Origin of the sequence: Sulfitobacter sp. JL08, from assembly GCF_003352045.1 — a bacterium.
In the GTDB taxonomy this organism is placed as follows: domain Bacteria; phylum Pseudomonadota; class Alphaproteobacteria; order Rhodobacterales; family Rhodobacteraceae; genus JL08.
On the sequence record NZ_CP025815.1, the window covers coordinates 2,721,947 to 2,741,734 of the forward strand.

Here is a 19,788-nt window from a genome sequence, read left to right on the forward strand (position 1 = left end):
TCCGTCTTATCCGCGCATGGACCGCGCCATATCCGCCGCCTGGTTCAGCACATCCAGATCAAGCCCGGTTTCATAGCCCAGCGCATGCAGGTGTTTCACCACCGCTTCGGTCGCGACATTCCCCGCCGCGCCCGGCGCATAGGGACAACCGCCCAGACCGCCGACCGCCGCATCAAAAGTCCGCAATCCCAGGGACAGGGACGCATCTATATTGGCCAGCGCCCGCCCGCCGGTGTTGTGGTAATGCCCCGCCAGACGGTGCATCGGGACCACCTCGCGCACGGCCAGCAACATCTTGGCGATGGAATCCGGTGTGCCCGCGCCGATCGTGTCCCCCAGTGACACCTCGTAACAGCCCATCGAAAACAGCGCGCTGGCCACTTCGGCCACCTGTGCCGGTGCAACCTTGCCGTCATAGGGGCAGTCGGTCACACATGACACATATGCCCGCACCGGCATGTCGATATGCCGCGCGGCAGCCACCACGGGTTTGAAACGCTCCATCGATTCCGCGATGCTTGCATTGATGTTGGCCTTGGAAAACCCCTCGGACGCCGATCCGAAAATCGCGATTTCGTCCGCCTTGGCGTCCACCGCATCCTCGAAACCGCGCATGTTGGGCGTCAGCGCCGTATAGGACACGCCCTTGACGCGCTCGATGCCCGCCAGAACCTCGGCGCTGCCTGCCATTTGCGGCACCCATTTGGGGCTGACAAAACTGGCCACCTCAATGCGGGAAAACCCTGCCCGACCAAGAAGATCAATCAGTGCAATTTTTTCAGCCACCGGAATATCGCGCTTTTCGTTCTGAAGCCCGTCCCTTGGACCGACCTCGAAAATCTCGACCTGCTTGTGCATGGTTCAGCCCTCCCAGACTTCGTAAAATTCCTGCTTGTACAATTCCGTGCCGCGTTCGGGCAGAGACTCTTTGAAGGCAGGGCGCGCCGCTATGCGGGCATACCAGGCCGCCAGTTGATCGAACCCGTCCAGTCTGGCGAAATAGCGCGCCATGTAAACCGCCTGCCCTACGGAAATATCGGCCGCCGAAAACCCGCCTGTCAGCAAATAGTCACGCCCGTCCGAAAGTGCCGCTTCCAATGCGCCAAAACATTTGCCCAGCCGCGCCGCTTCAAGTTTGGTGACGATGGGGCTGCGCATTGCAGGATCATACAGCGCCACATGCTGCTGTGTCAGCGCGGCAGAGTGTTGCGTGATCGTTTCGGCAAAATGTATCCACGAAAGCCATTCCCGCCGCTCACGCTCGCCCGGCAGACGACCCAGACCCGCCTTGGGAAACAATTCGCACAGATATTCTGTGATCGCACCGCTTTCGATCATCCGGTCGCCATCGATTTCCAGCGCGGGCACCCGGCCGGATGGCGCGATCTGCAAATAGTCCGCAGATCTCAGGTTCTTTCCAAAGGCGTGTTCGACAACTTCGAAAGTGACCCCCAGTTCGATCAGCAGCCACAACGTCCGCATGGAACGTGTCTGGGGACAATGATGCAGACGGATCATTGGCTGTTTTGCCTAGGCTTCGGGGACGGGATAAAACGGTTTGTCGTAAAAATCCTGTTCGCCGTCACGGGCGCGGGCCGCGCGATAGGCGGGGCGTTCTTCAAGCCGCTGTTTATAGGCCAGCAAGCGCGGGAACGGGTCCAGATGCACGTAATAGGGCAACGAAAACACGTTGAACCCCATCATCGCATCTGCCGCAGAAAAACCGGATGGCAGCAAATAGTCCTGATCGCCCAGCATCTGCTCCATCACCCTGACCGTTGCGGTCAGACGCGCGGTGTTCAGCTTGATCACCACCGGCGATGCCTGGGCCGGATCGCGCAGAAACACGTGGTTCAGGTTCAGCTGTTCCACCAGGGCAGCCATGGTTTCGGCAAATCCGATCAGTTCAAGGAAACGCGGGCGTTCCGGCGCGCCCGGTGTCGGGGCAAGCCCGTGTTCAGGCCGCGTTTCGCACAGATATTGCACGATGGCCCCGCTTTCGAACATCGAAATACCGTCGATCTCGATCCCCGGCACGCGGCCCGTGGGCGACACCTTGGTAAACGCGGCAGATCGCAACGATCCGTCGCGGATACGGTACTCGGCCACATCAAAATCCAGCCCCATTTCCTGAAGCAGCCACAACACCCGGAAGGATCGGGAAAACGGAACGTGGTGCAGGCGGATCATTGTCTATTCCTCGGGCTCAAGCTGGACCAGTGCGGCACCAGCTTCTACCTGAACACCCGCAATGGCAAGCACTTCGGCCACGATCCCGTCACGCGCCGCCAGCAGCGCGTGTTCCATCTTCATCGCTTCCAGAATGGCCAGCCGGTCGCCTTTGGCCACGGCCTGACCGGCGGTGGCGAATACCGCCTTGACCAGTCCCGGCATCGGCGCCTCGATCAGGTTGCCGTCACCGTGTGCGGCTGTAGCGCGCTCTAACGGATCGATCACGGTAAAGGGCAGGCCGTAATCCGCAAATACCGTGATCCGGTTACCGGCCTGCGCCACTTCGGGCGCGATCTGCCCGTCAATCATCCAGCGCCCGCCGACCCGCTCGGCGATCACTTCGGCCCCCTGAACTGTCCAGATTTGCCGGTCCGGTCCCTGTGCACGCATCACCGCATCAAATTCCACGTCATCGGTTTGCAATGTCACTGTTCTGGCCAGCGGCTGCCAAAGGGCAAATCCGGCCTCTGGTCCGCCCGTTTCCACGTTCAGTGCCGCCATCGCCGCGCGCACCGCATGGCGCGGCTGCGCATCGGGCGCGCGGGTCAGTGCATCGATGTCGCGCGCGATCAGCCCGGTATCAACGTCGCCGGCGGCAAAACCGGCGTGCCCTGCCAATGCGCCCAGAAAGGCAAGGTTTGTCACCGTCCCCGCCACCTGGGTATGGGCCAGTGCCGCCCGCATCCGCGCCAGTGCCACCGCACGGGTCGGTCCGTAAGTGACCACTTTGGCGATCATCGGATCGTAAAACGGGCTGATCGTGTCACCGGTGCGCACACCGCTGTCTGCGCGCACACCTTCGGGAAATTTCAGATGTTGCAATGTGCCGGTCGCGGGCAGGAACCCCGCTGGCACATCCTCGGCATACAAACGCGATTCAAACGCGTGGCCCGTCAGCGTGATCTGGCCCTGTTGCAACGGCAATGCCGCACCGGCTGCAACCCGCAATTGCCATTCCACCAGATCAATGCCGGTGATCGCTTCGGTCACGGGATGTTCCACCTGCAGGCGTGTGTTCATCTCCATGAAATAGAACCGGTCGCTGCGCAGCCCTTCGCTGGCATCAACGATGAATTCAACGGTGCCTGCCCCCTTGTACCCGATCGCCTCGGCAGCGCGCACTGCCGCCGCGCCCATTTCGGCGCGCATTTCCGGCGTCATACCCGGTGCCGGCGCTTCCTCGATGACCTTTTGATGGCGCCGTTGCAACGAACAATCCCGTTCGAACAGATGCACGGCATCGGTGCCGTCGCCAAAGACCTGCACTTCGATATGGCGGGGTTTGCTGACATATTTTTCGATCAGAACCGCATCGTTGCCAAAGGCGGTCAGCGCTTCGCCCTGTGCGCTGGCCAGGGCGGCGTCGAATTCGGCCGGGTCTTCGACGAGGCGCATGCCTTTGCCACCACCACCGGCGACCGCCTTGATCAATACCGGATATCCAACGTCGTCCGCCCGCGCCGCCAGATTGCCTTGATCAGCCCCATGATAGCCGGGCACCACAGGTACATTGGCCTTTTCCATCAACGCCTTGGCGGCATCCTTTAACCCCATCGCGCGGATCGCATCCGCATCCGGCCCGATAAAGACCAGCCCCGCCTTTTGCACCTGTTCGACGAAATCCGGATTTTCGGACAGGAACCCGTAACCGGGATGGATCGCCTCAGCGCCGGTGTCCAGAGCCGCCTTGATGATCGCATCGCCACGCAAATAACTGTCCTTGGGGGCCGCGCCACCGATATGCACGGCAACATCCGCCATCTGCACATGCTTGGCCGCAGCGTCCGCATCGGAATAGACCGCCACACAGCGCACGCCCATCGCCTGCGCCGTTTCCATCACGCGGCATGCAATCTCGCCCCTGTTGGCGATCAGGATTGTGTTAAACATTTTGTCTCTTCCCAAGCATTTCAGCGTTGTCCCAAATGTCTCATGTCACACCCCATTCCTACATCCGGAACACGCCGAAACGTGTCTCCCTGATCGGGGCGTTCAGCGACGCGCGCAGGGAAAGTGCCAGCACATCGCGCGATTTGCGCGGATCAACGATGCCGTCATCCCAAAGCCGCGCACTGGCATAAAGCGGGTGGGATTGTTCCTCGAACATATCGATGGTCGGCTGTTTGAACGCCGCTTCCTCGTCCTCGGACCAAGTGCCGCCACCGCGTTCGATGGCATCGCGTTTGACCGTGGCCAACACCCCCGCCGCCTGCGGCCCGCCCATCACGGAAATCCGCGAATTCGGCCAGGACCACATGAACCGCGGCTGATAGGCCCGTCCTGCCATGCCATAGTTTCCGGCCCCGAAACTGCCGCCCACAACCATGGTGATTTTCGGCACGCTGGTGGTGGCCACAGCCGTTACCATCTTGGCCCCGTGGCGTGCGATGCCTTCGTTTTCGTATTTCCGCCCCACCATGAAACCGGTGATGTTTTGCAGGAATACCAGTGGAATCTTGCGCTGGCTGCACAGTTCGACAAAATGCGCGCCCTTTTGCGCCGCTTCGGAAAACAGCACACCATTATTGGCGATGATCCCCACCGGGCAGCCTTTGACATGGGCAAACCCTGTCACCAGCGTTTCGCCAAAGCGCGGTTTGAATTCATCAAAGCGCGACCCGTCGACCGTGCGGGCAATCACCTCGCGGATGTCATAAGGCGTGCGCAGATCACATGGCACAACCCCCAGAATTTCCGCCGGATCATAGGCCGGGTCTTCGGCGGGTTGCCACTGGACCGTGTCGGGAAGGCCGCGGTTCAGCCCCGCCACAGCCCGCCGGGCCAGGGCCAGCGCGTGCGCATCGTCTTCGGCGAGATAATCGGCCACGCCCGACAGGCGGGTGTGCACGTCGCCGCCGCCCAGATCTTCGGCAGTGACCACTTCGCCCGTGGCCGCCTTGACCAGTGGCGGGCCGGCCAGAAAGATCGTGCCCTGATCCTTGACGATGATCGTGACATCCGACATGGCCGGAACATAGGCCCCGCCTGCAGTACAAGAGCCCATCACAACCGCAATCTGCGGGATACCCAGGGCCGACATCTGGGCCTGATTGTAGAAAATCCGCCCGAAATGGTCGCGGTCGGGGAACACCTCGTCCTGATTGGGCAGGTTGGCCCCGCCCGAATCCACCAGATAGACACAGGGAAGATGGTTTTCCTGCGCAATCTCCTGTGCGCGCAGGTGCTTCTTGACCGTCATCGGGTAATAGGTGCCGCCTTTGACAGTGGCGTCATTGCACACCACCATAACATTCTGCCCGTGGACCTGCCCGATGCCCGCGATCACCCCGGCGCAGGGGGCCGCACCATCATAAAGCCCATGTGCCGCCGTGGCGCCGATCTCCAGAAACGGGCTGCCTGCATCCAGCAGGTTGGCCACCCGGTCCCGGGGCAGCATCTTGCCGCGCGACACATGGCGGTCGCGTGATTTTCCACCGCCGCCGGCCGCGGCATGCTCTGCCGCCTGTCGCACCACATCCAGCGCCTCAAGGTGCTGGCGCACATTGGCCTGAAAGCCCTCCGAGGATGGCAACGCGTTTGATGTCAGTTTCATTCACTGTCCTCCACATGGCACAGCCGCGCCATTACATATCCGTTCAGGGCCATTGATCCGATTTGGCCCAGTATCACCCAGATCACTCCGGTGATCGCAATGCCCCATGCCCCGGGCAGGATGGCCAGCACCATCGCGCCAATGGCGAAAAGCAAAGCCAGAGCAAGGCCCAGCGTCACGATCCCCAGCAACAGGTGCAGTGTGGCCCCCGCCCCGTAGGACACATTGTAGACCAGCCGCACCCCGCGCCCGCATTGCGGGCAATTCACGCCCTTGGCTCCGGTTTTCAGCGACATGCTCAACCGGTTGCGCAATGTCGTGACCATCACAAACAGCGGCAAAAGCGTCTGGCAATTCGGACACCGGAAATTGGCCAGTCTGGTTCCCATACCGATCATCCCTCGCGCGCCGCCCGCGCCTTGAGTTCCTTGCGGATCACCTTGCCTGTTACGGTCATTGGCAGCGCATCAAGAAACCCGATTTCCCGTGGGTAGGAATAGCTGGCCAGATGCTGTTTGACATGATCCTGCAAGGCGCGCGCCAAGGCATCACTTGCCGTGCTGGCATCTTTCAGGACGACATAGGCCTTCACGATTTCGGTGCGCAGCGGATCTGGTTTGCCCACAACGCCCACGGTAGCGACCGCAGGATGACGCAACAGGCAATCCTCGATTTCCGATGGGCCGATGCGATACCCGGACGAGGTGATCACATCATCCTCGCGTCCGATAAACCGCAGATAATCGCCTTCCCACATGCCCCTGTCACCAGTCAGCATCCAGTCACCACGAAATTTCGCGGCGGTGTCTTCGGGACGGCGCCAGTATTCCAGCATCATCGACGGCGAACCGCGCCGCACCGCAATATCACCTTCCGCCTGCGTCGGGGTGCCGGTTTCGTCCAGCACGGCAACCTCGTGCCCTGCGACCGGTTTGCCGATACATCCCGGGCGCGCCGGAAAGGCGCTGCCACAACTTGAAACGATCATGTTGCATTCTGTCTGGCCGTAGAATTCGTTGATCTCAAGCTCGAAGGCCGCCCGCCCCCAGGCCAGCATTTCTGCCCCCAAAGGTTCACCCCCTGACGCCACACTGCGCAAGCCGGAAACACTGGCGCCGTCAGCCTTCAGCATCCGCAAGGCGGTCGGCGGAAAGAACACATTGCGCACGTTGCCACGCGCGATAATGTCCTGACACCCCGCCACGCTGAATTTGTCCAGCCGCGCCGCCACAACCGGAACACCAAGCGCAAGACCCGGCATCAACACATCAAACAGGCCCCCGATCCATGCCCAGTCGGCAGGGGTCCACAGGCAATCGCCCGGTTCACCCAACAGGTCGTGGCTGACCGCCACACCGGGCAAATGTCCGGTCAGCACACGGTGTGCATGCAGGGCGCCCTTGGGCAATCCTGTTGTACCGCTGGTGTAGATCAGAACGGCGGGGTCTTCTGCCGCTGTCATATGATAAGGCACCGCCGTTTCGTGCCGCGCCAGTGTTTCGGGGATCAGGGTGTTAACCCCCAGACCATCCACCATTTCGGCACCGGCCTGATCGGTCACGATCATCACCGGCTGCGCATCCACGATCCGGACGCGCAAGGCATCGGCTTGAAACAACTTGAACAACGGCACCGAAATCGCACCGATTTTCCAGATCGCCAGATGCGCCGCAGCGGTCCACGGATCCTGGCTGCGCAACACACCGACCCTGTCACCGACCCTGACCTGTCTGGCCAGCACCGCTGCCAGCGTATCCACCATATGCGCAAGGTCACCATAGCTGATATCGCGCCGATCAGCACCGGTAAGGTCGATCAGGGCAATCTGGTCATCGGGATGGGCCAGACATTGCGCCGCCATATTCAACTGCGCCGGAAAGGTCTTGTTGCGGGTTGCGTCTGTCCAGTTGTTTTGCCCCGTCATAGCGTGACTTCTTTACAACAAACGGCGTGCAACATTGCTGCAGCAGACGCAGAGCAGCCCGCTTTTTGACTCAGATCATATCGCGATTGTGCAGGTGCAGCATATTTTTGCGCATAACACAGACGAAGGAAAGAATCATGAAAAATACAATTGTTCCAGTCGCTTTGGCGGCCCTGATCGCCTGCTCGGGCAGTATGGTGGCTGCGCAATCTCAGGGGGATTGGTCGTTTGGCATTGGCTTGGCCAATGTGAACCCCAAATCCGGTAACGGCACGGCTGCGGGCGGCGAACTGTCGATTGACGACGACACCCAACTCAGCCTGACGGCCGAGTATTTCATCCGCGACAATCTGGGCATCGAATTGCTGGCGGCCACTCCGTTTGAACATACGATCAGCATTGCGGGGCTTGGCACTGTGGGTTCGACCAATCACCTGCCGCCCACCCTGTCGCTGCAATACCATTTCCCGACCAACAGCAAATTCACGCCGTTTATCGGTGCCGGTGTCAACTATACCAACTTCTTTGACGAAGAAACGACCGGTGCGATTGCGGGCGGCAACCTGACACTGAAAAACAGCTGGGGGCTTGCGCTGCATGCCGGTGTTGATTTCCAGATCAACGACAATTCCGCGGTCCGTCTTGATGCGCGCTATATCAACATCGAATCCGATGTGTATCTGAACGGCGCCAAGATCGGCAAAGCCGAAATCGACCCTGTTGTTCTGGGCATTTCCTACGTGTTCAGCTTCTAAGCCGGACACACGACCATAAGGCTTGATGCCTGAAGAGGCATCAGGCCGTTTCATTTCATCGCTCCCATCAGTTCGCGACCGATCAGCATGCGGCGGATTTCGGATGTTCCTGCACCGATTTCCATCAGCTTGGCATCGCGGAATATCCGGCCCACTGGCGCATCGTTCAAAAATCCGGCCCCGCCCAGCGCCTGCACGGCCTGATGCGCCTGTTTCATCGCCTCTTCGCTGGCATAAAGGCAACACGCGGCGGCATCCTGTCGGGTCACTGTGCCGCGGTCGCAGGCTTTGGCCACCTCGTACACATAGGCGCGTGCGGAATTCATCGCGGTGTACATATCGGCAATCTTGCCCTGCATCAGCTGGAAATCCCCGATCGGTTTGCCGAATTGCTTGCGGGTGGAAATATAGGGCATCACCTCGTCCAGACAGGCGGCCATGATGCCGGTGCCGATCCCCGCCAGCACCACGCGTTCGTAATCAAGCCCGGACATCAGAACGGCCACGCCGCGCCCTTCTTCGCCCAATACGTTTTCAAACGGCACTTCGACCTCGTCAAAGATCAGTTCGGCAGTGTTTGATCCCCGCATGCCCAGCTTGTCGAAATGCGGGCTGGTGGAAAACCCGGTCATCGACTTTTCGATCAGAAACGCCGTCATTCCCTTGGCACCTGCATCGGGATCGGTTTTGGCGTAGACAACCAGAGTATCCGCGTCCGGCCCGTTGGTGATCCAGTATTTGTTGCCACTCAAACGGTAATGATCATTGCGTTTTTCCGCCCGCAGCTTCATCGAAACCACGTCTGATCCTGCACCAGCCTCGGACATGGCCAGCGCCCCGACATGGGTGCCGGAAATCAGGCCCGGCAGGTATTTGCGTTTTTGTGCCTCTGTGCCGTTCAGTTTGATCTGGTTCACACACAGGTTTGAATGCGCCCCGTAAGACAGCGATACAGATGCACTGGCCCGCGCGATTTCCTCGACCGCGATCACATGCGCCAGATAGGAAAGACCCGCGCCACCAAATTCTTCATCCACAGTGATGCCCAGCAGGCCCAACTCACCCATTTCCTGCCAAAGTTCGGCCGGAAAGACATTGTCGCGGTCAATCTGCGCCGCCATCGGTTTGATCCGTTCCTGCGCCCAGCGATGCACCATATCGCGCAGCGCATTGACGTCTTCACCCAGATCGAATTGCAAAACCGCGTTGAACATGTTCCGGCCTTCTCTGATTTTATTGAACACTTGTTCAAATAGTAGAGCGACGGCATCATTCGGTCAAGACAATCCTGTGATTGCCAAAGCGTCGGCGCGCACGCGCCGTTGAAACGAAAAACTGGAAAGAGCGAACGGAACACAGAAAACGGACAAATGTGCCCGGCGTTGCGCCTATGGGTTTTCGGCCTGAAACACCGCACCCACTTCGGCGCGGATGATGCGCGCGATCAGATCGCAATCTTCCAGCGAAAAGGTCAGCGGCACGCGCATGTCGATTATTCCTGCCAAAATCCTGTCGCTGTCGGGCATCTTGGCACTGGGGGCATAGCGCCAACTGTCATAACGCGATGTAAAGGCAACGGGTTCCGGCGCGCCGAACCATTTCATTTCAACCCCGCGCGCCGCACATCGGCGCAGCACATCGCCAATCGCATCCGCCGCCCAGTCCAGCAGCAGAAACTGGATCGAAGACCCGACAGGGCGGGCCCGTGGATCACGTTCGATGATCCGCAACCCGGGCGTGCCGCGCAAACCTTCTTCGATCCGATCGTAACGCGCATTCCATTTCCGGCATTGTCCCGCCAGCGCCCCAAGCTGCGGGCGCAGAATGGCGGCGCGCAGATTGTCCATGCGGCCAGAAATATTGGGCGTTTCGTATTTTATCGTTTCGAACACTTCGGGTTCGGGGGCGGCCAGATGCCGTTCATACAGCATATAAGACCCCGACAACATCACCGCCTTGGCCGCCAGAACCGGATCATCCGTCACCAGAAATCCGCCTTCGCCGGAATTGATATGTTTATAGGTCTGGCACGAATAGCACCCGATAACCCCGTGCCTCCCCGAAGGCACCCCGTCATAAGACGCCCCCATTGTGTGGGCACAATCTTCGATCACGGTGATATCGTGCGCGTTGCAAATGGCCATCAGCCGGTCCATGTCGCAGATGTGGCCGCGCATGTGGGATAACAACAAAACGCCGGCCTGATCTGCCTTGGCCGCAAGATCATCCAGATCAACCGTCAGGTTTTCTGTCACGCCGACAAAGACCGGAACTGCGCCCAGCGACGCGATTGCCCCCGGCACAGGGGCCAGCGTAAACGCGTTTGACAGCACAGGATCCCCTGCCTTGACACCACAAGCCCGCAAAGCGGTGGACATGGCATAACCACCAGAGGCCACCGCCAACGCATATTTCGCACCGGTCAGCGCTGCGAATTCCTGTTCAAGCTGCGCGGTTTCGCTGATTTCGCCCGGCGATACATTATAGCGATGCAGGCGCCCATGGCGCAATACGGCCAGCGCCGCCTCGATCCCCTGTTCGGAAATCGGTTCCTGCTGGGTGAAACTGCCTTTGAAAACCTCGCTCATGGCGCGAATGTGTTGCGTGTCCGCTGCTTCGTCAATGGCCGCTTTGGATATTTCGACTTCTCAAAGGCGGCCATTCGATTTGGCAGCGAAACATCTGGCGGCTTTCACCGGTGTCAGCCGATCAATCGCCGCACCACATCGGGCAGATCGGCAAAATCATCCAGCAACGCTTCGGGTTCCAGCGCAGCCATATCCCCGCCGGCCGGGCCGAATGTGACCAGAACAGATGGCACACCCGCCGCGCGCGCCGTATTGCGATCCGTATCGCTGTCGCCGATCAGAACACAATGATCCGGATGCCCGCCCGCGCGCCGCGCGGCTTCGCGCAGCGGTTCGGGATCGGGTTTGCGCACCGGCAATGTATCGGCCCCGATCATCGACTGGAACACATCGCGCACCCCCAGCTTTTGCAGCAGAATCTCGGCCAGCGCCTGTGGCTTGTTTGTGCAGATGCCCACACCGTAGCCGTCGGATTTCAGCCGTTCGACCGCATCCATGGCACCCGGGTACATCACCGTATGCACATCAATCGCGCCCTCATAGGCAGATAACAGCAGCGGATAATACCGGTCCAGCGTGGCCGTATCGTGGACGCGGCCAAGACGGGACAGGCCCAGCATCAGCATCGCGCGGCCACCGCGCAGGGCCGTGCCCGCATCAGCCACAGGATCAAGCATCGCCCCTGCCCCCATATCGACGAAACAACAATTCGCCGCCGCGATCAGATCGCCGCTTGTGTCGGCCAATGTACCGTCCAGATCAAAAATGACCGTTTTCATGTTTCGCCCCTTGCCTGCCTGTTATCGGCGCTTTCCTGCCGCGATGTGTTGCAGGCCGCAATGTAGTTTGAACCGGCGCGGCCTTGCGCGTCTGTCGCAACCGGATAAAACGGGCGCACCCTGATTACAAAGAGAAATCGCAATATGAGTATCGCACTGGTTATTCTGGCCGCCGGTCAAGGCACCCGAATGAATTCGGATCTGCCCAAGGTTCTGCACAAGGTTGCAGGCGCCCCGCTTCTGGCACATGCGATGCATGCCGGCGCCGCGCTGGAACCGGAAAAGATCGTGATTGTCGCCGGCCACGGTGCTGATCAGGTGGCGCAAGCCGCGCATGATCAGGACGAAACCGCCCAGATCGTCATTCAATCCGAACAGCTGGGCACCGCCCACGCAGTGGCACAGGCCAAATCCGCGCTGGCCGGTTTCTTCGGCGATGTCATCGTTCTTTATGGCGACACCCCGTTTATTCGCCCCGAAACACTGGACCGCATGATTGCGGCACGTGCGGACAATGCTGTCGTGGTGCTTGGTTTTCAGGCCAAGGAACCGGGCCGCTATGGCCGTCTGGTCATGGACGGTGACAGCCTGCGCCGCATTGTCGAATTCAAGGACGCCACCGAAGTCGAACGTGCGATTACCCTGTGCAACAGCGGCGTGATTGCCTGCGATGCGCAAACCCTGTTCGATCTGATCGACGCTGTGGGCAACGACAACGCCGCCGGCGAATATTATCTGACCGACATCGTTGCGCTGGCGCGCGCCAGAGGGTTAAGCGCCACCGTCGTAACCTGTGACGAGGCCGAAACGCTGGGTGTGAACGCCCGTGCCCAACTGGCCGAGGCCGAAGCCGCTTTTCAGATCAGGGCGCGCGCGGCATTGATGGAGGATGGCGTGACACTGGCCGTTCCGGGCACTGTGTACCTGTCCTTTGACACCGTGATAGGGCGCGACACGGTGGTTGAACCGAACGTGGTTTTCGGCCCCGGCGTTACCGTAGAGTCCGGCGCGCAAATCCGTGCATTCAGCCATCTGGAAGGCTGTCATGTCTCGCGCGGTGCGGTTGTCGGCCCTTACGCGCGCCTGCGCCCCGGTGCCGAACTGGCCGAAGATGCGCGCGTTGGCAATTTTGTCGAAGTCAAGAACGCACAGATCGGCGAAGGCGCCAAGATCAACCACCTGTCTTATGTCGGCGACGCCACAGTCGGCGCCCGCACAAATGTCGGCGCGGGGACGATCACCTGCAACTATGATGGCGTGATGAAGCACCACACCGATATCGGCAGCGATGTCTTTATCGGATCGAATACCATGCTGGTGGCGCCGGTTTCTGTCGGTAACAACGCGATGACAGCCAGCGGATCGGTGATCACGACGAACGTCGAAAACGATGCGCTGGCGATCGCACGCGCCCCACAGGTGAACAAACCGGGGCTGGCGGTAAAATTGTTCGAAATGTTAAAGCGAAAAAAGAAATCCAATGAAAAGGGGCACAGTTAATGTGCGGTATTGTCGGGGTTCTGGGCACCCACGAAGTTGCCCCCATTCTGGTCGAGGCGCTGAAAAGGCTGGAATATCGCGGCTATGACAGCGCCGGTATCGCCACCGTGAACGCTGGCGTTCTGGACCGCCGCCGCGCTTTGGGAAAACTGGTCAACCTGTCGGATGAGCTGGTGCATAATCCGCTGGCGGGAAAATCCGGCATCGGGCACACCCGCTGGGCCACGCATGGCGCACCATCCGTGGCCAACGCGCACCCGCACAGGGCGGGGCGTGTCGCGGTTGTGCACAACGGGATCATCGAGAATTTTCGCGACCTGCGCGCGGAACTGGCCGATCTGGGCATTCAGTTCCAGACCGAAACAGATACCGAAACCGTGGCGCTGCTGACCCAGCATTTTCTTGAAACCGGATCAACCCCGGTGCAGGCCGCCAATCAGGCGCTGGACAAGCTGGAAGGTGCCTTTGCACTGGCCTTTCTATTTGAAGGCGAAGACGATCTTCTGGTCGTGGCGCGCAAGGGCTCACCGCTGGCCATCGGCCACGGCAAAGGCGAAATGTTTGTCGGATCAGACGCCATTGCCCTGGCCCCGTTAACCAGCGAAATCACCTATCTGGAAGAAGGCGACCGCGCGGTTCTGACCCGCACCAGCGTTGAAATCCGCGATGCCAACGGAAGTCTGGCAAACCGTGCAAAGAAATCTATCCAGATCGGATCAACCCAGATCGACAAGGGTGGCCACAAACACTTCATGGCCAAAGAGATCGAAGAACAGCCCATCGTTCTTGCGCAGGCGATCCAGCATTACCTGCAAGCGGGAACGGAAACGATCGCCCTGCCCGACGGCGGTATTAATTTTGCCGATTACGACCGCGTGACCATGGTGGCCTGCGGCACGGCCTATTATGCGTGCCTGACGGCCAAATACTGGCTGGAACAACTGGCGGGCCTGCCTGTCGAAGTTGATGTGGCATCCGAGTTCCGCTATCGCGAACCGCCCATTCCACCGCGAACACTGGCGATTTTTGTCAGCCAGTCCGGTGAAACCGCCGACACGCTGGCCGCCTTGCGCTATTGCGCCGGCAAAGCCGACAAGATCGTGTCTGTCGTCAACGTTCCCGAAAGTTCCATCGCGCGGGAAAGCGACCTTGTGCTGCCCATTCTGGCAGGTGTTGAAGTCGGCGTTGCCTCGACCAAGGCGTTCACCTGTCAATTGGTGGTGCTGTATATTCTGGCACTGAAAGCCGCCAGGGATCGCAAGGCAATCGCGCCAACGGCCCTGTCAGATCATCTGTCGGCGCTGCGCGGGTTGCCGGCCACCTTCGGCGCGGCGCTGGATGCATCCGCTCCGATGAAACGTGCCGCACGCCGCATCGCCGAAGCGCGCGATGTGCTGTTTCTGGGGCGCGGGCGGATGTTTCCCCTCGCCCTTGAAGGCGCACTCAAGCTTAAGGAAATAAGTTACATTCACGCCGAAGGCTATGCCTCGGGCGAATTGAAACACGGACCAATCGCGTTGATCGACAAACACGTGCCTGTTGTCGTCATGGCCCCGCGCGATGCCCTGTTCGATAAAACCGTGTCCAACATGCAAGAGGTGATGGCGCGCAAGGGCAAGGTGGTTCTGATTTCCGACGCCGCCGGAATTAAAGAGGCCGGTGACGGTGTCTTTGCCTCGATCCAGATGCCCGAAATTTCCGAAGCGCTGACGCCGATCCTCTACGCTCTGCCCGCGCAATTGCTGGCCTATCATGCGGCTGTGGCCAAGGGGACAGATGTGGACCAGCCGCGCAATCTGGCCAAATCGGTCACGGTCGAATGACCGACCTGCCCGCGATTGGCCCCTTGGCAACAGACGCGCTGACCCAGATACGCGCCCATGCCGATCCAGATCGCGCCGCAGGGGCCAGAGCCTATCACAAGGTTGATCGCGTCTATCTGGGCGTGCCCAATCCGGTTTTGAACGATCTGACCAAAGACTGGCGCCAAAGCCTGAGCGTGGATGACCGCATAACGCTGGCCGCAGACCTGTGGCGTACCGACATTTACGAGGCCCGTCTGGCCGCCGCCAAGCTTCTGACACAGGCACGCATCAGGCCAGACACCGCCGTCTGGGATCTGATCACAAGCTGGGTGCCCGATTTTGACAGTTGGGCCATCGCGGATCATGCCTGCATGGCCGGACAAAAACGTCTGGTGGCCGATCCGGGACGGGTTGCAACTGTCGCACACTGGGCCACGTCCGACCACATGTGGACAAAGCGGGCGGCGCTGGTCATCACCCTGCCCTGGACAAAACAGAACCACCCCAAGCAGCAAGAGCGTGAAATCCGCGAAACCGTGCTGGGATGGGCGGCAACCTATGTCGATGACAAGGCATGGTTCATCCAGAAAGCGGTGGCGTGGTGGCTGCGCGACCTGAGCAAGCACGATGCTGATCGCGTACGCACCTTTCTGGACCTGCACGGCGAGCGGATGAAGCCCTTTGCCCGCAAGGAAGCTGCAAAATATCTGGCTTAGGGCAGCGCGAAGACCTGCAATTCCACCAGTGCGGTCAACGGTGCGTTGATCAGGCGGAACGCTGACAGGGACAGTTGACTGCCGGCGGTGGCCGGCCCCTCGATCGGGCGCAATTCGACCTGAGCCGATTGGCCTGTATCCGCAAACAGCACACGGCCGAATCGCACGTTCGACACCAGCGGCGTTTTCAGCCAGAAACCCGGCTCTCCGGGTGCCCCCAAAGACGCGATTGTTGTGCCCAGCGCCACTTCTGCAGCAACGGGCGCGGCGCGCGCTGCCGCTTTCTGGGCCTCTGTCGTCGTGTCGAATTCTTCCACAGTCTGTGCCTGCGCCGTCGGAACCGTGTCTTCGATCTGCAGCGGCACCGCATTAATGGCCGGTTCTTCAGGTTCGGCCCCGGGAAAGACAGAGCGCAACACCCCGCAGCCGGACAGCCCGGCACACAATACCCCGATGACACAGAACGACATAACTTTCATACCTGACCGTAACTTCTGGCTGCGGCGGCATCAATTGCTTCTTGCCCTCTTGCCGATGGGGCACTTGCGCTTTACCTATTCCCTTATGAACGCGCCTTTGATTGATCCCTTCGCCCGTGCAATCACCTACCTTCGGGTGTCGGTGACAGACCGCTGCGATTTTCGCTGCGTCTATTGCATGTCTGAAAACATGACTTTTCTGCCAAAGAAAGACCTGCTGACGCTGGAAGAACTGGACAGGATGTGCAGCACTTTTGTCGGCATGGGGGTGCAAAAGCTGCGCATTACCGGGGGCGAGCCGCTGGTACGGCGTGACATCATGACGTTTTTCCGCAGCATGACGCGCCATCTGGACAGTGGTGCGTTGCAGGAACTGACGCTGACCACCAACGGATCGCAACTGGAACGCTTTGCCCAGGACCTTTTTGATGCCGGCGTGCGCCGCGTGAACGTGTCGCTCGATACGCTGGACGAAGAGAAATTTGCCGACATAACGCGCTGGGGCCGCTTGCCCCAGGTGTTGCGCGGCATTGACGCGGCCCAAAAGGCAGGTCTGCGGGTCAAGATCAACGCCGTCGCTCTCAAGGGGTTCAATGAAGCTGAACTGCCCGCGATAACAGAATGGTGCGCCAGCCGCGACATGGACCTGACCTGGATCGAGGTCATGCCGATGGGCGACATCGGAAACGAAGACCGTTTGGGACAGTACTGGTCCCTGAAAGACGTGCGAGCGACCTATGCACAGCACTATACTGTTACCGATCTGGCAGAACGCACCGGCGGACCGGCGCGCTATGTGCGGCTGGAAGAAACCGGCCAGAAAATCGGGTTCATCACGCCGCTGACCCACAATTTCTGCGAAAGCTGCAACCGTGTACGCCTGACCTGTACCGGCGAATTGTACATGTGTCTGGGGCAGGAAGACATGGCAGATCTGCGCGCGCCGCTGCGCGATTATCCCGATGCGGTTGAACCATTGCAAAACGCCATTCGCGCCGCGATCGACCGCAAGCCAAAGGGCCATGATTTCGATTATTCCCGGCAAAAGCTGGATGGCCAGATGCCACGGCACATGAGCCATACAGGCGGCTGATCCATGCCCCGTCCAACGCTGGTGTACCGGCTATATGTCGCGATCAGCGCCCTGCTCGCTCCGCTGGCGTTTCGCCGTATTTCAACAAAGCTGGCGGCGCAGGATGTTCCCGCACCACGCATCGACGAACGTCTTGGCCGGGCAACGATACCCCGCCCCGACGGCCCCCTGATCTGGTTTCATGCCGCAAGTGTCGGTGAAAGCCTTTCGGTGCTGACGTTGATCACACGGCTTGGAACCCTGCATCCTGATCTGTCGTTTCTGATCACGTCCGGCACGGCCACCTCGGCCAAGCTGATCGCGCAACGCCTGCCCCCGCGCTGCGTTCACCAGTTTGCACCCCTCGATACGCAGGCAGCGATGAACCGGTTTCTGACCCACTGGCACCCCGATGGCGCGGTGTTCGTCGAAAGCGAACTTTGGCCCCAAATGCTGATCCGCACCAAGGCAACAGGCATTCCCATGGTGCTGCTGAATGCACGCCTTTCGGAAAAATCGGTCCGCACATGGCACAGGTTGCCCGCCACCGCCGCTTTTCTTTTTCGCGTGTTTGACAGGATATTGACCCAGAACCAGACCACGGCGGACAATCTGATCGCCTTGGGGGCCGATCCGTCACGGGTGGCTGTCGGCGAAAACCTGAAATCAACGTCGGCCCCGTTGCCGGTTGACACGGCGGCATTGAAAGACATGCAGACCCATTTGGGCAGGCGCCCCGCTTGGGTGGCCAGTTCAACCCACGCCGGAGAAGAGGAAATCGTGCTGGCTGCGCACAAGACACTGCTGATCAGCCATCCCGATCTTTGCCTGATCCTTGTGCCCCGCCATCCCGAACGCGCCGATACGGTGCGGGCTCTGCTGGAACAGGCTGATTTTCGGTTTACCCAGCGCAGCGCAGGTGACACCCTTGCGCCGGATACCCAAGTTTACTTGGCCGATACGTTGGGGGAAACGGGCCTGTGGTACACGCTGTGTCCACTGGTATTTCTGGGCGGATCGCTGTTGCCGATTGGCGGGCACAACCCGTTCGAAGTGGCACAGGCAAACGGCGCCGTGATTAGCGGCCCACATGTGACCAATTTTGCCGAAACCTTTGATGCGCTGCAGGATGCCGGCGCGGCGAAAAATGTAACCGATGCGCCCGAACTGGCGCAGACAGTGCAAAAACTGCTGGACGCGCCCGGCGAACTGGACGCCATGCGCACGGCAGCAACAGGCTTTGTCACCGCGCAAAGCGATCGGCTTGACGCCGTTGCGGCAGACCTTTCGCGCGATCTGCAACTGCGCTAGCAACATCATATGCCCGATCTTTATGTCACCAATTTCAATCGTAACTTCACCGGCGTGTCGGCAACGGCGGCGAATGTGATCCGCCAGCAGGTGAACGCGCATGATCTTCGTCTTGTCGGCCACGCCCTGCCCGGCGCGCCTGCGCCGATCAGCAAGGCGGCGGCCAAGACACTGTCGCGCACCCCGCCACCGGATCGCGATTTCGCGATCTGGCATGTGCGTCGCAACCCTGAAATGCAAACCGCCATCTGGGCGCGCGATGTATTGCGCCTGCCCATCCGGATCGTGTTCACCTCGGCGGCGCAACGGCTTCATTCGGCCTATCCCCGCTGGCTGATCCGCAAGATGGATGCGGTGATTGCCACAACGGATCGGGCGGCAGATTTTGTGCCACATGTGCGCGCCGTGGTGCCACATGGCGTGGATACGGACCTGTTCATACCCGCCGAAAGCCGGGCCAATGCCTGGGCCGCCCTGGGCTATGGCGGCACCATGGGCATTGCGACAGTGGGGCGTATCCGCCCCGAAAAAGGCACCGATCTGTTTGTCGAATCCATGCTGAATCTGTTGCCGGACATGCCCGACGCCGTTGCTCTTGTGATCGGTCGGGCGGCCAAGGAACATCAGGGGTTTCTGAACAGGCTGAAATCCAGAATTTCCGGTGCCGGTTTACAGGATCGTATGCTGTTTATCGGCGAAACCGCGCCCGATGCCCTGCCCGCGCTGATGCGCGCGCTGAGCCTTGTTGTGCAACTGCCCCGCTACGAAGGCTATGGCATGGTGCCATTGGAAGGCATGGCCTCGGGCGTGCCCTTTGTCGGATCGGACGCAGGCTACTACACAGCCTTTGGCGCGCAGGGCAAAACCGGTACGGTCGTTGCCCAAGAAGATGCAAAAGCCGCCGCCGAGGCCGCCAACGCAATCCTGTCAGATCGCGTCCGCCACGCAGCGATGGCAAAATCCGCGCGTATCGTCGCCGAAAAAAGCTTTAGCGCTGCGGCAGAAGCCGCTGGAATTGAACAAGTCTATCAGGACATGTGGGCGGGCCGATAAGCCCGCCATTCTGATCCGGAC

At 60.1% G+C, this 19,788-nt stretch carries 18 protein-coding genes; 7 read left to right on the top strand and 11 right to left on the bottom strand.

All coding sequences use genetic code 11. The annotated features are described in order from the left end of the window. Positions 1 to 6: 6 nt before the first annotated feature. Genes C1J05_RS13390 through C1J05_RS13420 form a run of 7 tightly spaced genes read right to left on the bottom strand, consistent with a single transcriptional unit; the run spans position 7 to position 7,709 of the window. Entirely contained in the window at positions 7 to 858 is an 852-nt protein-coding gene (locus C1J05_RS13390; protein WP_114870689.1) for a hydroxymethylglutaryl-CoA lyase, read from the bottom strand. Positions 859 to 861: 3 nt separating this feature from the next. After that, a complete protein-coding gene (locus C1J05_RS13395; RefSeq protein WP_114870690.1) occupies positions 862 to 1,518 on the bottom strand; it encodes a glutathione S-transferase family protein in 657 nt (218 codons plus the stop codon). Between the two features lie 12 nt (positions 1,519 to 1,530). Continuing rightward, a complete protein-coding gene (locus C1J05_RS13400) occupies positions 1,531 to 2,190 on the bottom strand; it encodes a glutathione S-transferase family protein (RefSeq protein ID WP_114870691.1) in 660 nt (219 codons plus the stop codon). Between the two features lie 3 nt (positions 2,191 to 2,193). Further along, positions 2,194 to 4,122 carry an acetyl/propionyl/methylcrotonyl-CoA carboxylase subunit alpha gene (locus C1J05_RS13405; RefSeq protein WP_114870692.1) on the bottom strand — a complete coding sequence of 643 codons (1,929 nt, stop codon included), beginning with the start codon at positions 4,120 to 4,122 and terminating at the stop codon, positions 2,194 to 2,196. Between the two features lie 58 nt (positions 4,123 to 4,180). After that, complete coding sequence (locus tag C1J05_RS13410; protein WP_114870693.1) at positions 4,181 to 5,785, bottom strand: carboxyl transferase domain-containing protein; 1,605 nt, start codon at positions 5,783 to 5,785, stop codon at positions 4,181 to 4,183. Next, positions 5,782 to 6,174: a hypothetical protein gene (locus tag C1J05_RS13415; protein WP_162798070.1), complete on the bottom strand. Its 393-nt coding sequence runs from the start codon at positions 6,172 to 6,174 to the stop codon at positions 5,782 to 5,784. The genes C1J05_RS13410 and C1J05_RS13415 overlap by 4 nt, the downstream gene beginning before the upstream one ends. A 5-nt stretch (positions 6,175 to 6,179) precedes the next feature. Beyond that, entirely contained in the window at positions 6,180 to 7,709 is a 1,530-nt protein-coding gene (locus C1J05_RS13420) for an AMP-binding protein (RefSeq protein ID WP_114870695.1), read from the bottom strand. A 137-nt stretch (positions 7,710 to 7,846) separates the two neighbouring features. Between C1J05_RS13420 and C1J05_RS13425 the strand changes: the two genes are divergently transcribed. After that, on the top strand, positions 7,847 to 8,464 hold the full coding sequence (locus C1J05_RS13425) for an OmpW/AlkL family protein (RefSeq protein ID WP_114870696.1): 618 nt from the start codon (positions 7,847 to 7,849) through the stop codon (positions 8,462 to 8,464). Between the two features lie 50 nt (positions 8,465 to 8,514). Here the strand turns inward: C1J05_RS13425 and C1J05_RS13430 are convergent, their stop codons facing one another. From C1J05_RS13430 to C1J05_RS13440, 3 genes are all read right to left on the bottom strand, one after another. Continuing rightward, on the bottom strand, positions 8,515 to 9,678 hold the full coding sequence (locus C1J05_RS13430; protein WP_114870697.1) for an isovaleryl-CoA dehydrogenase: 1,164 nt from the start codon (positions 9,676 to 9,678) through the stop codon (positions 8,515 to 8,517). Between the two features lie 174 nt (positions 9,679 to 9,852). Beyond that, entirely contained in the window at positions 9,853 to 11,052 is a 1,200-nt protein-coding gene (locus C1J05_RS13435) for a DegT/DnrJ/EryC1/StrS family aminotransferase (protein ID WP_114870698.1), read from the bottom strand. 113 nt (positions 11,053 to 11,165) lie between these two features. Further along, the gene (locus C1J05_RS13440; RefSeq protein ID WP_114870699.1) at positions 11,166 to 11,831 is read right to left on the bottom strand and encodes an HAD-IA family hydrolase; all 666 of its coding nucleotides are present in this window, start codon (positions 11,829 to 11,831) and stop codon (positions 11,166 to 11,168) included. Between the two features lie 144 nt (positions 11,832 to 11,975). Between C1J05_RS13440 and glmU the strand changes: the two genes are divergently transcribed. The 3 genes from glmU to C1J05_RS13455 are packed head-to-tail and all read left to right on the top strand — an operon-like array spanning position 11,976 to position 15,852. Beyond that, positions 11,976 to 13,331 (top strand): bifunctional UDP-N-acetylglucosamine diphosphorylase/glucosamine-1-phosphate N-acetyltransferase GlmU, encoded by a 1,356-nt coding sequence (gene glmU, locus C1J05_RS13445; protein WP_114870700.1) that lies wholly within the window; start codon positions 11,976 to 11,978, stop codon positions 13,329 to 13,331. Next, the gene (glmS, locus tag C1J05_RS13450) at positions 13,331 to 15,154 is read left to right on the top strand and encodes a glutamine--fructose-6-phosphate transaminase (isomerizing) (RefSeq protein WP_114870701.1); all 1,824 of its coding nucleotides are present in this window, start codon (positions 13,331 to 13,333) and stop codon (positions 15,152 to 15,154) included. The genes glmU and glmS overlap by 1 nt, the downstream gene beginning before the upstream one ends. Further along, a complete protein-coding gene (locus tag C1J05_RS13455; RefSeq protein ID WP_114870702.1) occupies positions 15,151 to 15,852 on the top strand; it encodes a DNA alkylation repair protein in 702 nt (233 codons plus the stop codon). Before glmS ends, C1J05_RS13455 begins: the two co-directional genes overlap by 4 nt. On the opposite strand, the gene C1J05_RS13460 is transcribed toward C1J05_RS13455, so the two are convergent. Continuing rightward, positions 15,849 to 16,322 (bottom strand): hypothetical protein, encoded by a 474-nt coding sequence (locus tag C1J05_RS13460; protein ID WP_114872315.1) that lies wholly within the window; start codon positions 16,320 to 16,322, stop codon positions 15,849 to 15,851. The genes C1J05_RS13455 and C1J05_RS13460 overlap by 4 nt on opposite strands. Before the next feature lie 94 nt (positions 16,323 to 16,416). Between C1J05_RS13460 and moaA the strand changes: the two genes are divergently transcribed. The 3 genes from moaA to C1J05_RS13475 are packed head-to-tail and all read left to right on the top strand — an operon-like array spanning position 16,417 to position 19,767. Continuing rightward, positions 16,417 to 17,424, top strand: coding sequence for a GTP 3',8-cyclase MoaA (gene moaA / locus C1J05_RS13465; RefSeq protein ID WP_114870703.1), 1,008 nt, complete (start codon positions 16,417 to 16,419; stop codon positions 17,422 to 17,424). Between the two features lie 3 nt (positions 17,425 to 17,427). Then, positions 17,428 to 18,714: a 3-deoxy-D-manno-octulosonic acid transferase gene (locus tag C1J05_RS13470; protein WP_114870704.1), complete on the top strand. Its 1,287-nt coding sequence runs from the start codon at positions 17,428 to 17,430 to the stop codon at positions 18,712 to 18,714. 9 nt (positions 18,715 to 18,723) lie between these two features. Then, on the top strand, positions 18,724 to 19,767 hold the full coding sequence (locus tag C1J05_RS13475; RefSeq protein ID WP_114870705.1) for a glycosyltransferase family 4 protein: 1,044 nt from the start codon (positions 18,724 to 18,726) through the stop codon (positions 19,765 to 19,767). The last annotated feature ends 21 nt before the right edge of the window (positions 19,768 to 19,788 follow it).

Coding starts and splice junctions, on each gene's coding strand:
- C1J05_RS13390 (WP_114870689.1), bottom strand. CDS start 858: ATGCACAAGCAGGTCGAGATTTTCGAGGTCGGTCCAAGGGACGGGCTT.
- C1J05_RS13405 (WP_114870692.1), bottom strand. CDS start 4,122: ATGTTTAACACAATCCTGATCGCCAACAGGGGCGAGATTGCATGCCGC.
- C1J05_RS13430 (WP_114870697.1), bottom strand. CDS start 9,678: ATGTTCAACGCGGTTTTGCAATTCGATCTGGGTGAAGACGTCAATGCG.
- C1J05_RS13420 (WP_114870695.1), bottom strand. CDS start 7,709: ATGACGGGGCAAAACAACTGGACAGACGCAACCCGCAACAAGACCTTT.
- C1J05_RS13435 (WP_114870698.1), bottom strand. CDS start 11,052: ATGAGCGAGGTTTTCAAAGGCAGTTTCACCCAGCAGGAACCGATTTCC.
- C1J05_RS13400 (WP_114870691.1), bottom strand. CDS start 2,190: ATGATCCGCCTGCACCACGTTCCGTTTTCCCGATCCTTCCGGGTGTTG.
- C1J05_RS13415 (WP_162798070.1), bottom strand. CDS start 6,174: ATGGGAACCAGACTGGCCAATTTCCGGTGTCCGAATTGCCAGACGCTT.
- C1J05_RS13455 (WP_114870702.1), top strand. CDS start 15,151: ATGACCGACCTGCCCGCGATTGGCCCCTTGGCAACAGACGCGCTGACC.
- C1J05_RS13410 (WP_114870693.1), bottom strand. CDS start 5,785: ATGAAACTGACATCAAACGCGTTGCCATCCTCGGAGGGCTTTCAGGCC.
- C1J05_RS13395 (WP_114870690.1), bottom strand. CDS start 1,518: ATGATCCGTCTGCATCATTGTCCCCAGACACGTTCCATGCGGACGTTG.
- C1J05_RS13440 (WP_114870699.1), bottom strand. CDS start 11,831: ATGAAAACGGTCATTTTTGATCTGGACGGTACATTGGCCGACACAAGC.
- C1J05_RS13425 (WP_114870696.1), top strand. CDS start 7,847: ATGAAAAATACAATTGTTCCAGTCGCTTTGGCGGCCCTGATCGCCTGC.
- moaA (WP_114870703.1), top strand. CDS start 16,417: ATGAACGCGCCTTTGATTGATCCCTTCGCCCGTGCAATCACCTACCTT.
- C1J05_RS13475 (WP_114870705.1), top strand. CDS start 18,724: ATGCCCGATCTTTATGTCACCAATTTCAATCGTAACTTCACCGGCGTG.
- C1J05_RS13460 (WP_114872315.1), bottom strand. CDS start 16,322: ATGTCGTTCTGTGTCATCGGGGTATTGTGTGCCGGGCTGTCCGGCTGC.
- glmU (WP_114870700.1), top strand. CDS start 11,976: ATGAGTATCGCACTGGTTATTCTGGCCGCCGGTCAAGGCACCCGAATG.
- C1J05_RS13470 (WP_114870704.1), top strand. CDS start 17,428: ATGCCCCGTCCAACGCTGGTGTACCGGCTATATGTCGCGATCAGCGCC.
- glmS (WP_114870701.1), top strand. CDS start 13,331: ATGTGCGGTATTGTCGGGGTTCTGGGCACCCACGAAGTTGCCCCCATT.